The sequence below is a fragment of the Actinomadura sp. 3N407 genome, from assembly GCF_052245875.1.
GTDB lineage: Bacteria > Actinomycetota > Actinomycetes > Streptosporangiales > Streptosporangiaceae > Spirillospora.
This window is the reverse complement of the sequence record NZ_JBQQBP010000001.1, coordinates 1-13,725: the sequence shown is the minus strand read 5'-3', so window position 1 is coordinate 13,725 and position 13,725 is coordinate 1. Positions and strand designations below refer to the sequence as shown.

16 protein-coding genes are annotated in these 13,725 nt (G+C 72.6%); 6 read left to right on the top strand and 10 right to left on the bottom strand.

Annotated elements, in window-relative coordinates; genetic code table 11:
- Positions 1-59 precede the first annotated feature (59 nt).
- From ACTWPP_RS00080 to ACTWPP_RS00060, 5 genes are read right to left on the bottom strand one after another with little or no spacing between them, the layout of a single operon-like run.
- On the bottom strand, positions 60-920 hold the full coding sequence (locus ACTWPP_RS00080; protein WP_443101923.1) for a CDP-alcohol phosphatidyltransferase family protein: 861 nt from the start codon (positions 918-920) through the stop codon (positions 60-62).
- Positions 910-1,983 (bottom strand): iron-containing alcohol dehydrogenase family protein, encoded by a 1,074-nt coding sequence (locus ACTWPP_RS00075; RefSeq protein ID WP_443101922.1) that lies wholly within the window; start codon positions 1,981-1,983, stop codon positions 910-912. The genes ACTWPP_RS00080 and ACTWPP_RS00075 overlap by 11 nt, the downstream gene beginning before the upstream one ends.
- Before the next feature lie 41 nt (positions 1,984-2,024).
- Positions 2,025-2,756 carry a phosphocholine cytidylyltransferase family protein gene (locus tag ACTWPP_RS00070; protein WP_443101921.1) on the bottom strand — a complete coding sequence of 244 codons (732 nt, stop codon included), beginning with the start codon at positions 2,754-2,756 and terminating at the stop codon, positions 2,025-2,027.
- Positions 2,753-3,370, bottom strand: coding sequence for a DUF5941 domain-containing protein (locus tag ACTWPP_RS00065; RefSeq protein ID WP_443101920.1), 618 nt, complete (start codon positions 3,368-3,370; stop codon positions 2,753-2,755). Before ACTWPP_RS00065 ends, ACTWPP_RS00070 begins: the two co-directional genes overlap by 4 nt.
- Positions 3,367-4,116: a hypothetical protein gene (locus ACTWPP_RS00060; RefSeq protein WP_443101919.1), complete on the bottom strand. Its 750-nt coding sequence runs from the start codon at positions 4,114-4,116 to the stop codon at positions 3,367-3,369. Before ACTWPP_RS00060 ends, ACTWPP_RS00065 begins: the two co-directional genes overlap by 4 nt.
- 86 nt (positions 4,117-4,202) lie before the next feature.
- On the opposite strand from ACTWPP_RS00060, the gene ispD reads away from it, so the two are divergent.
- Both ispD and ACTWPP_RS00050 read left to right on the top strand, forming a co-directional pair.
- Positions 4,203-4,904: a 2-C-methyl-D-erythritol 4-phosphate cytidylyltransferase gene (gene ispD / locus ACTWPP_RS00055; RefSeq protein WP_443101918.1), complete on the top strand. Its 702-nt coding sequence runs from the start codon at positions 4,203-4,205 to the stop codon at positions 4,902-4,904.
- Positions 4,901-5,683 carry a glycerophosphodiester phosphodiesterase gene (locus ACTWPP_RS00050; protein ID WP_443101917.1) on the top strand — a complete coding sequence of 261 codons (783 nt, stop codon included), beginning with the start codon at positions 4,901-4,903 and terminating at the stop codon, positions 5,681-5,683. The genes ispD and ACTWPP_RS00050 overlap by 4 nt, the downstream gene beginning before the upstream one ends.
- Positions 5,684-5,694: 11 nt before the next feature.
- On the opposite strand, the gene ACTWPP_RS00045 is transcribed toward ACTWPP_RS00050, so the two are convergent.
- Positions 5,695-6,444 carry a hypothetical protein gene (locus ACTWPP_RS00045; RefSeq protein WP_443101916.1) on the bottom strand — a complete coding sequence of 250 codons (750 nt, stop codon included), beginning with the start codon at positions 6,442-6,444 and terminating at the stop codon, positions 5,695-5,697.
- Positions 6,445-6,547: 103 nt separating this feature from the next.
- The gene (locus ACTWPP_RS00040) at positions 6,548-7,630 is read right to left on the bottom strand and encodes a glycosyltransferase family 2 protein (protein WP_443101915.1); all 1,083 of its coding nucleotides are present in this window, start codon (positions 7,628-7,630) and stop codon (positions 6,548-6,550) included.
- A 239-nt stretch (positions 7,631-7,869) separates the two neighbouring features.
- Between ACTWPP_RS00040 and ACTWPP_RS00035 the strand changes: the two genes are divergently transcribed.
- The 3 genes from ACTWPP_RS00035 to ACTWPP_RS00025 all read left to right on the top strand — a co-directional run bounded on the left by ACTWPP_RS00035 (position 7,870) and on the right by ACTWPP_RS00025 (position 10,939).
- A complete protein-coding gene (locus tag ACTWPP_RS00035) occupies positions 7,870-9,540 on the top strand; it encodes an LCP family protein (RefSeq protein WP_443101914.1) in 1,671 nt (556 codons plus the stop codon).
- Positions 9,541-9,579: 39 nt separating this feature from the next.
- Positions 9,580-10,389: a thioesterase family protein gene (locus tag ACTWPP_RS00030; RefSeq protein ID WP_443101913.1), complete on the top strand. Its 810-nt coding sequence runs from the start codon at positions 9,580-9,582 to the stop codon at positions 10,387-10,389.
- Positions 10,390-10,465: 76 nt separating this feature from the next.
- Positions 10,466-10,939 carry a hypothetical protein gene (locus ACTWPP_RS00025; protein ID WP_443101912.1) on the top strand — a complete coding sequence of 158 codons (474 nt, stop codon included), beginning with the start codon at positions 10,466-10,468 and terminating at the stop codon, positions 10,937-10,939.
- A 21-nt stretch (positions 10,940-10,960) separates the two neighbouring features.
- On the opposite strand, the gene ACTWPP_RS00020 is transcribed toward ACTWPP_RS00025, so the two are convergent.
- The gene (locus tag ACTWPP_RS00020) at positions 10,961-12,184 is read right to left on the bottom strand and encodes an MFS transporter (protein WP_443101911.1); all 1,224 of its coding nucleotides are present in this window, start codon (positions 12,182-12,184) and stop codon (positions 10,961-10,963) included.
- Positions 12,177-12,935, bottom strand: coding sequence for a DeoR/GlpR family DNA-binding transcription regulator (locus ACTWPP_RS00015; RefSeq protein WP_443101910.1), 759 nt, complete (start codon positions 12,933-12,935; stop codon positions 12,177-12,179). Before ACTWPP_RS00015 ends, ACTWPP_RS00020 begins: the two co-directional genes overlap by 8 nt.
- A 53-nt stretch (positions 12,936-12,988) precedes the next feature.
- Here ACTWPP_RS00015 and ACTWPP_RS00010 point away from each other — a divergent pair, with 53 nt between their 5' ends.
- On the top strand, positions 12,989-13,585 hold the full coding sequence (locus tag ACTWPP_RS00010) for an HAD family hydrolase (protein ID WP_443101909.1): 597 nt from the start codon (positions 12,989-12,991) through the stop codon (positions 13,583-13,585).
- 9 nt (positions 13,586-13,594) lie between these two features.
- Here ACTWPP_RS00010 and ACTWPP_RS00005 read toward each other — a convergent pair.
- The coding region (locus ACTWPP_RS00005) for an acyl-CoA dehydrogenase family protein (protein ID WP_443102696.1) at positions 13,595-13,725 on the bottom strand (131 nt) is incomplete at its 5' end.

The window sequence follows — 13,725 nt, the reverse complement described above, 5'->3', positions numbered from 1 at the left end:
ACCGTCCGCGCGGGAGGACTGTTCTCGCGGGTCCACGGCTTCCTCGTCCAGGCTGGAGGTCACTTCAGCCTCCGGGAGGCGAGGATGCTGACCAGGTGCAGCAGCGTCTGGACGACCGCGACGGCGGCGACCGCGGCCATGAGGACGCGGGTCGCGGCCGGCGTCTCGGTGCCGAAGACGGTGTCGACCACCGCGGCCGCGAGGATCAGCAGCGACAGCTCGACCGCGCCGATGATGCGGTGGAAGCGCAGCATGGACGCCGCCTGCCGGGCGAGCGCGATCCGGGTGGAGCGGGGACGCAGCGCGCGGTCGCCGCCGGAGGGGTCGGCGGGCAGGCCCGACTTGGCCCGCGCGACCACGACGTTGTCGGTCTCCGCCTTGATCAGCGCGGCGCCGAGCGCGGCGACGAGGCCGAGCTCGACCCAGCCGCCGTTCTCCCAACCTCCCTGGGCGGCGAAGCCCAGGCCGATGAGGAGGGCGACCTCCGACAGGTAGTGGCCGATCCGGTCGAGGAACACCCCGGCCACCGACGTCTGCCGCAGGTAGCGGGCGACCTCGCCGTCCACGCAGTCGAGCAGGAGGTAGACCTGGATGAGCACGGCGCCGCCGAGCGCCGTCCACAGCGCGCCGGTACCGGACGCGGGCAGCGACACCACGACGCCGGCGAGGACGCCGCTCGCCATCATCAGGTAGGTGAGCTGGTTGGGGCTGAACCCGAGACGCAGCGCGATCCAGGCGAAGTACGGGGACAGGTCCCGCATGTAGAGGCGGCCGGCCCAGTGTTCCTCGTTGCGCCGGTCCTTCAGCCCGGGCGGCTGGCCGTACCGCCGGACGTCGGCGACGCCGGCGCCTTTGCGGTCCGGCCGCTCGTCGCCGGGGGGCTCGGGGGATCCGCTCCGCCCGGGGAGCTCAGCCTCCATGGGCCTGGACATACTGTTCCACCGCCTTGAGGGTCTCACCCTTGTCGAGGCCGAGGTATTCCAAGATCGTATAGCGGCCGGGCCGGGTCCGCGGGGCGTACAGGACGGCGTCGGCGAACTGCTCGACCGACAGCCCGACGTCGGCGGGCAGGCGGGGCAGGTCGTGCCGGCCGAGGCACGTGAGGATCTCCTCCAGGCGGCCGGCGCCCTGCCCGAGGCGGGTGGCCCGCAGGTGGTAGCAGAACGCGGTGCCGAGCCCCGCCAGCTCGCCGTGGTGGGCGGTGTCCGGGTAGAGCTGGTCGATGGCGTGCAGGATCTCGTGCTCGCCGCCGCTGGCGGGGCGGGAGTCACCCGCGAAGGCCATCGACATCCCCGACAGCACCAGGCTCTCGGCCAGCACGGTCAGGAACCTGTCGGACTCGATCGACTCCGGCTGGTGCAGCAGCGCCTCCGCGGCGGTCCGGGCGACGGTGAGCGCCATCGTGTCGACGCGCTCCCCGCACTCCTGCGCGGCGAGCAGCCAGTCGTCCACGGCGGAGAAGTTGCTCAGCACGTCCCCCACCCCGGCGCGGACGAGCCGCGGCGGCGCGGCGTGCACGTAGTCGAGGTCGACGACCATCGCCAGCGGCATCACGACGCCGAACGAGCCCTTGCCGTTCTCGTGGGTGAGCGAGGCGACCGGCGAGCAGATCCCGTCGTGGGACAGGTTCGTGGCGACCGACACCATCGGGATGCCCGACAGCGTCGCCGCGTACTTGGTGGCGTCGATCGTCCGGCCGCCGCCGATGCCGACGACGGCCTCGTACGACCCGGCGCGCAGCTTGGCGGCGAGTTCGACGGCCGCGTCCACGGTGCCGCCCGCGACCCGGTACACCTCGCAGGCCGACAGGGACGGCCGGACCTGCTCGGCGATCTGGTCGCCCTGGCCGGGACCGACCGCGATCGCCACCCGTCCCTCGGTGGCGATCCGCTTGTCGGCGAGCAGGTCGCCGAGCGCGGCGACGGCGCCGCGCCACACATCGATGGAGAGCGGCGCGTTCAGCATCCGCGTCAGCAGGGGCATGAGCCTCCTCGTCGTCCGCGCTGTCAGTGGCCGGCGGCGGCCTAGTAGCCCTTGGCGATCCGCCGGGCCTTCTCCAGGTCGTCGTGGTCGTCGACCTCGACCCAGTCGACCTCGCCGATGGCGGCGGCGCCGATGCGACCTCCCCGGTTCACGTGCTCCTGGTAGCCGTCCTCGTAATAGAGGTCGGGGTCGCGTTCCCAGGTGGCCTTGAGGGCGTCGGCCAGCGCTCCGGCGGCGGCGGGTTCGATCAGGGTGGCGCCGATGTACTCGCCGTTCGCGGTGGACGGGTCCATCAGCTTGGTGATGGTCTTCAGGTGGCCCTCGCCGTCGAGGATGACCTTCATCTCCTCGTCAGCGAGAGTTTTCACGTCGTCCACCGCCAGGAGGATGTCCGGTCCGCGGTTCGCCAATAGGGTCTTCTCGACGCTCACCGGATGGACCGTGTCGCCGTTGACCATGAGGACGCCCTTGGAGAAGTGTTCGCGAGCCAGCCACATGGAGTAGGCGTTGTTCCACTCCTCGGCCTTGTCGTTGTGAACCAGCGTGATGTTCACGCCGTACCGCTCCTCAAGTGCGGCCTCGCGCTCCTCGACGGCGCCCGCGCGGTAGCCGACGACGATGACGACGTCGGTCAGGCCGACCCCGGCGAGGTTGCCCAGGGCGATGTCGAGGATGGTGGTCTCCCCGTTCACGGGGACCAGGGCCTTGGGGAGCGTGTCGGTGTAGGGCCGCAGCCTCCTGCCCGCCCCCGCCGCCAGCACCATGCCGATCATGCTTCCTCTTCCTTCAGGTCGACCATCACGCCGCTGCCGCGGCTGTTGCGCACCCACGTGGCGACGCTCTCGCCGCCGAACAACACGCCAAGGTAGGCGGCCAGTGCGGCGTACGCGAACGGAAGCAGACCGGAAAGGCCCGCGACGGCCGCGAACAGCATCCGGCCCTCCCAGCCGAGCCCGGCGCGCAGGACCCACTCCTGTGGCCGGGACCCGTGGCGGGTGCGGTGCACGATGTCGTAGTGGTGGAGCGCGAGAACCGCGATCAGCACGTAGACGAGCGGCGCCGAAACCGCCTGCGCGAACCCCAGCACGGCGAGGTAACCATACTCGATCCCGCGCGATATAGGCGGTACGAGCCAGTCCAGCCGTCCGGTGTGGGGGTGCGTGGACGCGGGTCCGGCGAGGAGCAGGACGATGACCGGGGCGAACAGCGCCGGCGCCGGGCCGCCGTCGCCCCGCGGTGACAGCAGGACGGCCGTCGCGGCCGCCGCGGCGACGGTGGCGGGCAGCGGCGGGAGCCGTCCCCGCGCCATCCGGCCGAGCGCGCGGCACGCGGGACCGTCGTCGCGGTAGGCCCGCACGGTGCAGGCCCCCACGGTCGTGGCCGTCATGTGATCGACCTCCTCGATCGTTCGGTCAGGGTGACGGCGGTGGCGGCGGAACCCCATGCGAGGAGCACGGCGAACGTCAGCCGGGCGCCGGCGAACGCGGCGGTGACCGAGATCAGCGCGAACCGCTCGCCGTGCGGCAGCCCGAGGCTGTTGCGGGCCCGCCGCAGGGTGGTGTCCCAGCGGGACGACCGGGGTGGCCGGGACGACCGGGGCGGCCGGGTCCGGCTCGCGGCGAACGACGCCTCGATCGTGTGCCGGACGGACAGCAGCGCGACCGCGCCCATCGCCGCCCACCACAGGTCCCCGCCGGACGCCGCGGCTCCGGCGGCCAGCCCCGCGTACACCGCGTACTCCTCGAACCGGCCGAGGACGGCGGCCGGCCGCCCGCCGGACGGGCCGGCCCGACCGCCGCGCACGCCGTCGGCGCCGCCCCGGCCCGCATGGCCGAGGACGAGCGAGACGCACAGCAGCAGTGCCCCGGTGACCAGCCCGCCGCGCGTCCCGGCGGAGAACCACACGGCGGCGAGCGCCGCGGCGGCCAGGGCGATCGCCGACACGGCGCCCGGCGTGAGCCCCCACCGGGCCGCCCACCGGGCGACGGGCGGCGAGCACGGGCGCACCACGCGGGCGCCGATGAGCCCGTCGTCGTCCACGGCTTCGACCGCCTCTCGGTCCGGCCGGATGACCGCGGGGTGGTCCGGTACGTTGAGCGTGGCCGGACGGTCGCTCCGGAGCGCCTGATCCATCGGGGCCTCCGGCCGGTCGGAACATCATGTGCAGATGCACAGCGTAGTGGCCCGATGACCGGGTGTCGTGGATAACCGAGGGAGAGATGGCGACGCGGACCGTTGCGGTGGTGCTGGCGGGCGGGGTCGGCGAACGCATGGGCGCCGGACGCCCGAAGCAGCTCATCGACGTCGGCGGGCGCCCGATCCTGGCGCACGCGATCGACGCGTTCGACGCGCATCCGGGCATCGGCGAGGTGGTGGTCGTGATGGCGGCCGGGCATCTGCGGGAGGCCGCCGCGGTCGCCGCGCCGTTCGGCAAGACGGCCGCCGTGATCGAGGGCGGCGACACGCGCACCGCCTCCACGGTCGCCGCGCTGCGCACCCTGTCCGGGCGTCCCGACGACGTCCGGGTGCTGTTCCACGACGCGGCCCGTCCCTTCGTGGACCGCCCGGTCATCGACCGCGTCCTGGACGCGCTGGACGCCCACGAGGCCGTCGCGGCCGGGCTGCCCGCGTCCGACACGATGGTCGTCGTCGAGGACGGCATGGTCGTGTCCATGCCGCCGCGCGAGACGATGATCCGGTTCCAGACCCCGCAGGGGTTCCGGCTCGGCACGATCCGCAAGGCGTACGAGCTGGCCCTCGCCGACCCGGGGCTGCGCGCCACCGACGACTGCGGCATCGTCCACCGCTACCTGCCGGACGTCCCGATCCGGGTGGTCGCGGGCAGCGAACGCAACCTCAAGGTCACCCAGCCCCTCGACGTCGTCGTCGCCGAACACCTCGCCACCGGAGACACCCCTTGATCTCTGCGCGGACCCCGATCTTCGACAGCGCCCCCGCGATCATCGGCCATCGCGGCTACGGCTCGGGCGATCCGACGCCGCCCGGCTCCGAGACGCCCGTGGCCGAGAACACGCTTCCGTCGCTGCTCGCCGCCGTCGACGCCTGCCGACACGCCCCGGGGACGTCGTGGGTCGAGATCGACGTGACGCGCACCGCCGACGACGACCTCGTCCTGCGGCACGATCCGACCACCCCGGACGGGGACTACGTCGTCGACCTGCCCGCCACGGCCGGCGGGCTGCCCCGCCTCACGGAGATCTTCGACGCGCTGCCACCGGACGTCGCGGTGGACGTGGACGTCAAGACCGTCCTGGAGGACGCGGTGGACGCCCCGTCCCGCCGCACCGGCGCGCTGCTGCTTCCGATGCTGAGGCGCGAGGCCCGGCGGCGGCGGCTGCTCGTCACCTCGTTCGACCCGTCACTGCTGACGTTCCTGAAGGACGAGCTGCCCGGCGTCCCGCTGGGCCTGCTCACGTGGCTGCGGTTCCCGCTGTGGAACGCCGTCCCGGCCGCGGCGGGCCTCGGGATGGACGTGGTCGCGGTGCACACCGGCTCGTGCGGCCTCGACCACCCCGACACGCGGCTGCACCCGCTGGCGCACTATGTGAACGTCGCGCACAAGGCGGGCCTTGAGGTCGTCGTCTGGTGCCCCACCGCGGAGACGGCACCGGCCTACGCGGCCGCCGGTTTCGACGCGATGGTCGTCAACGACATTCCCGGCGTCCTCGCCGCGCTCTGACCACGGCCCGATCACGTCGGGCGGTTGCCGCCGTACATCTGGGTCCACTCGCCCGGGTTGTCCTCGTCCGGGTCGCTCCGGGACGGCGACCTGGGCTGGTCGTCGGCGGGCGGCGACGCGGGAGGGGCGGCGGGCATCGGAGGCGGGTTGGAGGCACCCGGCTGGGCGGGCGGCTGCCCGTACTGGGGTGCGCCGCCCTGCCACGGCGGGTTCTGTCCCGGTGCGGGAGGACCCTGCGGCGCGTGGTGCGCCCCCATGGGCGCCTGGGCGCCGTGCATCGGAGGCGGGCCCATCGGCGCGGGCGGCGGCCCGCCGAAGCGGGGCGCGGCCCCGGCGGCGGTCCGGGCCTTCCACCGCGACGGCGCCACCGACGCCACGGTGAGCCCGATGCCGAGCACCAGGAAGATGCCGTAGGGGCCGAGCAGCGTGTAGCCGAACCACAGGTCCCTGGGGAGCAGGTCACGTCCGGTGTTCGTCAGCGTCCAGCGTGGCGCGGCGAGCCAGAGGACGCCTGCGACCCCGAAGACGAAACCGGGCACCAGTGAGGCGAGCGGGGACACCCGCGATCCCGCCACCAGGCCGATGAGCACGGCCGCGACCAGCAGGACGGCGCCGCCGACCCACCGATCGCTCCCTGCGAGGTCGAGAGTCCGGGTGAGCCGGCCCAGCTTCATCGTCCCGTACATCAGGCACACGGCGATGATCGGCGTCACGACCACACCGATCAGCACACCGAGCCCATGGCGTGCTCCGTTGGACATGGCCACCTCCAAACCGTCGGGCGGCGAGGGATCGCGCCCAACCCAACCCTGACACATCCGCGGGATGGCAGGAGGTTTGCAGGTGGTTTTGTGTTTTCGTCCGTCAGTGGACGGACTGGCCGGGTTTGACCGGAGTGGGCTGGCCGAGCCTCGGCGGGCTGGTGAGGAAACCGACGCCCCAGGTCAGATGCATGGTGGCGAAGACGAGCGGGAGCCGCACCCAGGCCGACACCGGCAGCCCCCGTCCCTCCAAGGCGGCGCCCGCGATCATCGCGGCCGCGTACCCGCCGGGCAGCAGCCAGCCGGGCCAGAACCCGAACGCCCCCGCGACCGCGCCCGCGGTCATCGCGACCACGGCGATCGGCGGCGCGAGATAGCGCAGGTTGAGGGTGCCCTGGTGCTCGCGTCCGACGACGCGCCGCCAGCGGCCGGTGTGGAAGTACTGCTTGGCGAGGGCCCGCAGGTTGGGGCGCGGGCGGTAGGTGACCCGCATCCGCGGGGTGAAGAAGATCCGGCCGCCGGTCTCCCGGATGCGGTGGTTCATCTCCCAGTCCTGCGCGCGGACGAACGTCTCGTCGTAGCCGCCGACGCGGTCGAGCGCGCTGCGGCGGAACGTCCCGAGGTAGACGGTCTCGACCTCGCCCGCCTCTCCGCCGGTGTGAAAGCGGGCGTTGCCGACGCCGAGCTTGGACGTCATCGCGCGCGCCACGGCCTTCTCGAACGGGGTGACGCCCTCCGCCGCCATGATCCCGCCGACGTTGTCGGCGCCGGTCTCCTCCATCGTCTCGACGGCGGCGCGGACATAGTCGTCCGGCAGCAGCGAGTGCCCGTCCACCCGGACGATGATCGAGTACTGCGATGCCTTGATCGCGATGTTGAGGCCCTGCGGGGTGCGTCCGGTCGGGTTCGCGACGACCAGGACGCGCGGGTCCTCGGTGGCGAGCCTGCGGGCGATCTCCTCGGTGCCGTCGCGGGACGGGCCGATGGCGAGCACGAGTTCGAGCTCGCCCGGGTAGTCCTGGGTGAGGATGCCTCGCACGGCGTCCGTCAGATGGCGCTGCTCGTTGAGGACCGGCATCACCACCGACACGGCGGGCCAGGTGCGTTCACCGGAGTCGGAGCGGGGCTTCACGGCGTACTGGGTTTCCTGGTTCGTGGCGCGCTGGACATGGGGAGACGAATTCATGGTGGGCTCGCGGGCGCCCTCCGGCCGATGACCGGAGTGAGGCGCCCCAATCCTCTCTTGCTCGCTTGTCTGACGCAGCCCACGCCACCCAGTTCGCGTGCGGGCCGCCGGGGTGTGGTCGAGACGGCGCCACGTTACTCCAAGGACACGAGGTCCAGGTAGCGAACGGACGGGTGTTCCCCACTTTAGAGTGGTGTGGACTCGCGTCAGAACGACGTCCTCGGGAGGCGGCGGCCGGCATGGCAGACGGGCACGACTCAGGTCGCGGCGACACCGGCGGACCGGAGGCCGATCCGCTGGAGCGTTACTTCCGGCCCCGTCCGGGCTCCCACGCGGTGGCGGGCGACGGCGGCGAGGGCGACATCGAGGGCGTCACCGTCGACGGGATGCCGGCGCCCCGGGTACCGGTGGAGAGCCCGCGCGGCCCCCGCCGTCCCGGCCGGGGGCTGAGCCCGCGGGCGGCGATGAGCGCGCGGCGGCAGAAGCGGTTCCTGATGGTGACCGGGACGATGTCGGCGTTCGTGCTGCTCACCTCGGGCGGCGCGTGGGCGTTCCAGAACTATGTGACCGGCATGATCGACAAGGTGTCGGTCGGCGGCCTCGGCAAGGGCGACGGGCCGAAGGGCGCGATGACGATCCTGGTGGCGGGGGTCGACCGCCGCGACGGGCTGACGAAGGCGCAGCAGAAGGCCGCCAGGCTCGGGCATCAGGAGGGCGAGCGCTCGGACACGATGCTGCTGGTGCACGTGTCCCGCGACCACGACCGCGTGTCGATCGTGAACCTGCCGCGCGACTCCCACGTCACGATCCCGGCGCACGAGTCGAACGGGTCGGAGGGCGCGAAGGGGTCGCGGGTGCCGTCCCGTCCGGGCAAGCTGACCTGGGCGTACCAGTTCGGCGGGCCCGACCTCACGGTCAGCACGATCAAACGGGCGACGGGCCTGTCGATCGACCACTACGTCGAGGTGAACTTCTACGGGTTCGTGCACATGGTGAACGCGCTCGGCGGCGTGGACGTGTGCACCGAGGAGCCGGTCGACGACGTCAAGAGCGGGCTGCGGCTCCCGGCCGGCACGTCCCACGTGGACGGGATGAAGGCCCTGGCGTTCGCCCGTGCCCGCTACTCGCTGACGGGCGGCAGCGACCTCGGGCGCATTGACCGGCAGCAGCAGTTCATGGCGTCGATGCTGAAGCAGGCGCTGTCGACGAAGACGCTCGGCGACCCCGTCAAGTCGACGAAGTTTTTGAACGCGGCGCTGAAGTCGCTGCGCGTCGATCCCGAACTCGCCGACAACCTGCCGGAACTCGCCGACCAGATGAAGGACCTGTCGACCGACGACCTGACGTTCGCGAAGGTCCCGCTGGCGAACCCCGACCACCAGGCCGTCCTGTGGAACTCGCCGACGCCGCAGTCGACCGTCCAGTGGGACCAGGGCAGGGCGCGCGACCTGTTCACCAAGATCCGGAAGGACGAGCCGCTGGCGGAGCGGGCCGGGAAGCCGAGCGCCACCCCGAGCCAGAAGCCCGAGAACGAGCTGACGGTGCCGCCGGACGACATCTCGGTCCGCGTCCTGAACGCGATCGGCACGCCGGGCCTCGCGACGACGGCCGGCAAGCAGCTGACCGGGCTCGGCTTCGACGTGACCGTCGCGCCGGGCGTGGCGCGCCGCGGCCTCCAGAAGACCCAGATCCAGTACGGGCCGGACGGCGCGGACTCCGCCAAGACCCTGGCCGCCGCGATCCCGGACGCCAAGCTGAGGAAGGTGACCTCGCTCGGGTCGAAGGTGCAGGTCATGGTCGGCGCGAACTGGGACGGCGTGGAGAAGGTCGAGGTGGCGTCGCCTAGCGCGTCGCCGTCGCCCCGGTCGGGCATCGACACCGACACCGCCACGCAGAAGCTCTGCGGCTGACCATGTCTAGAATGGCATTCTAGATTGGGAGGGAGCCGCATGACCGAGTCCAGCGCGCCCGCCGGCTCGTTCTACGAGCCGCTCGGCGACGGGCGGTTCGCCGGCACCGCCGCCACGGCGGGACCGTGGTCACCGGGTTTCCAGCACGGCGGTCCGGTCTCGGGCCTGATCGGACGGGCCTTCGAACGGCACGACCCCGTCCCCGGCACCCGGATCGCGCGGGTCACGGTCGAGCTCCTCGGCCCCGTCCCCGTGGCGACGCTGGCCATCGCCGTCCGCGTCATCCGCCCCGGCAAGCGGATCACGCTCCTCGAAGCGGAGATGACCCACGAGGACCGTCCCGTCGTCCGCGCCACCGCCTGGCGGATCATGGAGGCGCCGTCCCACCTGGAATCCGTCGTCCACGCGCCCCCTCCGCCGCCCCTCCCCGACACGACTCCGCCGTTCCCGGAGTGGCCGGGCGTCCACACCGGCGGCTACCTCTCCGCGATGGAGTGGCGCCTCGTCCACGGCGCCTTCGGCCGACCGGGCCCGGGCACGACCTGGGCACGCCCCCGCATCCCCCTGATCCCCGGCGAGCCCGACACGCCGCTGGTGCGCGCCCTGACGCTGGCCGACAGCGCGTCCGGCATCGGCAGCCAGCTCGACCTCGCCAAGTGGCTGATCATCAACACGGACGTGACCGTCGCGCTGCACCGCGACCCCGTCGGCGACTGGCTGTGCATGGCCGCGTCCCTCGACGCGAGCCCCGGCGGCAGCGCCCTGTGCGACGCGACGCTCGCCGACATGTCCGGCGAGTTCGGCCGCGCGATGCAGACCCTCCTCGTCGACGAGCGCCCGCCCTCCTGACCTCGCACGTTCTTGATCGAACACGGTGGGTAACAAGTCAGGTGACCGAGAGTAGTCACCTGTCAGGAGTCACAGGATGTCGACAAGGATTCTCGCCCTGCTCACCACGACCGCCGCCACGCTGACACTCGCCGGCGGCATCACCGCCGCGCTCGCCGCACCACCACCGTCTCCGCCCACGTCCGACGCCGTCCCTTCACCGGCCGCGTCGCCGTCCACCGCACCGGCCGCGTCGCCGCCGGCGTCCCCGTCCGCCACGCCTTCGCCCGGCAAGGACGACGCCGCCCTGGAGGAATGCCGCGACGCCGATTGCGAGATCGAGATCACCGACGGCCAGGAGATCGTTCTCGACGAGAAGTACGGGATGAAGCCGATCAAGGTCGACGTCGACGGCACCCTCGTGACCTTCACCATCCGCACCGCCAACTCGGAGGCCAAGACCACGGTGTACGCGAACGGTCCCAACACGAGCGCGAACTTCAACGGCCTCACGCTCCGCCCGCACATGACCAAGGACGGCAAAGTCATGCTCACCGTCTCCCACTCCTGAATTCCGTCCGGTGGGTGGCGGTCACCCCCGACCGCCACCCCGGCGAGCGCCTGCCGTACCGGCGGCCGCGTCCGGTGCCGGGGGGCCGTCGGGGACGGTGGTCGGGGTGCGGAGGACGCCCGCCATGGAAGCGGCGATGACGCACAGTGCCACGGGCAGGAAGAACGTGAGGTTCAGCGGCATGGCGTGGGTCAGCGGTCCGATGATGCCGGGGCCGGCGAGCATGCCGAGGTAGCCGAGCCCGGCGACGCGGGAGACGTTGGCGCCGACGGCGCCCCGGTCGTGGTGGCCCGCGGCGCTGAAGAGCTGGGGAACGCAGCCGGACAGCCCGGCCCCGGACACGGCCCAGCCGGCCAGGGCCATCGGGACCCAGGGGGACAGCGCCGCCACCGCAAGGCCGAGCGCGGCCGTGCCGGCACCGTAGCGGAGGACGGCCACCGGGCCGAAGCGCGCGGCCACCCGGTCGGCCAGCAGCCGGCCGGCGGTCATGGCGGTGGCGAACGCCCCGTAGGCGAGGGCGGCGGTGGCGGCGGGCGCGTCAAGGCCGTCGCGCAGGTGGAGCGCACTCCAGTCGTTGGCCACTCCCTCGCACAGCATGACCATCAGCGCGAGGACGGCGAGCATCCAGATGCGCCGGGGCGTTTCGGGCCGGCCACGGGCGGCGGTGTCCCGGGGGCGGGCGCCGCCGGACCGGAGCAGCGCCGGGGCGGCCAGTACGGCCACGGCGACACCGGAGAGCGCCGACAGGCCCAAGGTCGCCGCCGGGCTCCAGCCCCAGCCGAGCGTACGGGCGCCGGCCAGCGCGGCGAGGACCCCGCCGATGGAGAACGTGGCGTGGAAGGCGGACATGACGGGCCGCCGGTAGCCGCGTTCGACCTGGACGGCGTGGGCGTTCATGGCGACGTCCAGGCAGCCGTTGCCGATGCCGAGCACCAGGAGGGCGACCCCTAGCGTCCAGGCGTTCGCGGCCAGGCCCGGCAGGATCAGGGCGCCGCTGCACAACACCGCGCTGAGCGGGACGACGATGCGGGCGCCGACGCGGTCGGTGAGAGGCCCGGTGATCTGCATTCCCGCGACGGCTCCCGCGCCGAGCAGCAGCAGAAGCCAGCCGAGAACGGCATGGCCGATCCCCGCCCGCTCCTCGATGCCGGGGATGTGAACGATCCACATGCCCAGCAAGAAGCCGTTCAGGCCGAAGTAGACGAAGGTGGCCAGCCGTCCGGCCCGCAGTGATCGGTCAGACAAGGCGGACGTCCACGCCGGCGTCACGGAGGCGGGACACCGCGGTGCCGGGCGCGGAGCGGTCGGTGACCACCATGTCGAGCGTGGTGACGGGGCAGACGTGCCCGAGGCCGGTGCGGCCGAACTTGGCCCCGTCGCACACGGCGACGACTCGCCGGGCGGAGGCGATCGCGGCCCGCTTGACCACGACCTCGTCGAGGTCGTGGGCGGTGAGCCCGTGCTCGGCCGACAGCCCGCACACCCCGAGGACGGCGGTGTCGACGCGCAGCGAGGCCAGCGACGCCTCGGTGAGCGGCCCGGTGAACGCCAGCGCCCCGGGCGTGGTCCGTCCGCCGGGGACCAGCAGCCGTACCTGCGGGGCGCCGCTGAGCGCGTTCGCCGCGTGCATGTCGAGGGGGACGACGGTGAGCCGCCGCCCGGCGATCGTGCGGGCGACGGTGAGCGTGGTCGTGCCGCCGTCCAGGATGACGGCCTCCCCGTCGGTGAGCAGGTCGTTCACTCCGGCGGCGATCCGCTCCTTGGCGTCGGCGGCCTCCTGCTCGCGGACGGCGAAGGGCATCGCCTCTCCGCGCAGCAGCAGGCTCACCGCGCCGCCCCGCACCCGCCGCAGCACACCCCGCTCGGCGAGCTGATCGAGGTCGCGCCGGATCGTCATCTCCGACGCGCCGGTCTCGTCGGCCAGCTCGGTCACGGTGACGTGTTCGGTGGTCCGCAACCGTTCAATGAGCGTGGCGACCCGTTGTGAACTATCCATGTGGTAGATCGAACAAGATCTATGTTAGAAAGTCAACGACGGAAGGGGTCGCCATGAAATGGATCGTGTTCGACTACGCGGGTGTCATCAGCCTGTCCCCGCCCGACCGGGCCGGCGCGCTGCTGCCGCAGACGGCGGGCGTCCCGGCGGAACGGTTCTGGCCCGTGTACTGGGCGCACCGCCCGCCCTATGACCTGGGCGGGGTGACGGCCGGCGACTTCTGGCGGCAGGTCTGCGGGCGGCTCGACGTTCCGGTCGACGACGGCCTGATCGAGGTGCTGGTGACGCTGGACGTCCGCGCGTGGACGCACGTCAACCGGGACACCCTCGGCCTGCTGACGGAGCTGGCAGAGGCCGGGACGCCGCTGGCCCTGCTGTCGAACGCGCCGGCCGAGCTGGCCCGCACGGTGGACGGGCGGCCCTGGGCGCGGCTGTTCCGGCACCGGCTCTTCAGCGCCGACCTGCGGCTGGCCAAACCGGACCCGGAGATCTTCGGCCGGTTGACCGACCGGCTCGGCGCCACTCCGGGCGAGATGGTGTTCGTCGACGACCGTGAGGAGAACGTGCGCGCCGCCGAGGCCCTGGGGATCCGGTCGGTGCTGTTCACCGACGTCGCGGGCCTCCGCGCCGACCTCGGGCGGCTGCGCTGACCGGGTGGGCTATTTGAGGAGCTGGCGGGCCATGACCATGCGCTGGATCTGGTTGGTCCCCTCGTAAATCTGGGTGATCTTGGCGTCGCGCATCATCCGCTCCACCGGGAACTCCCGCGTGTAGCCATAACCACCCAGCA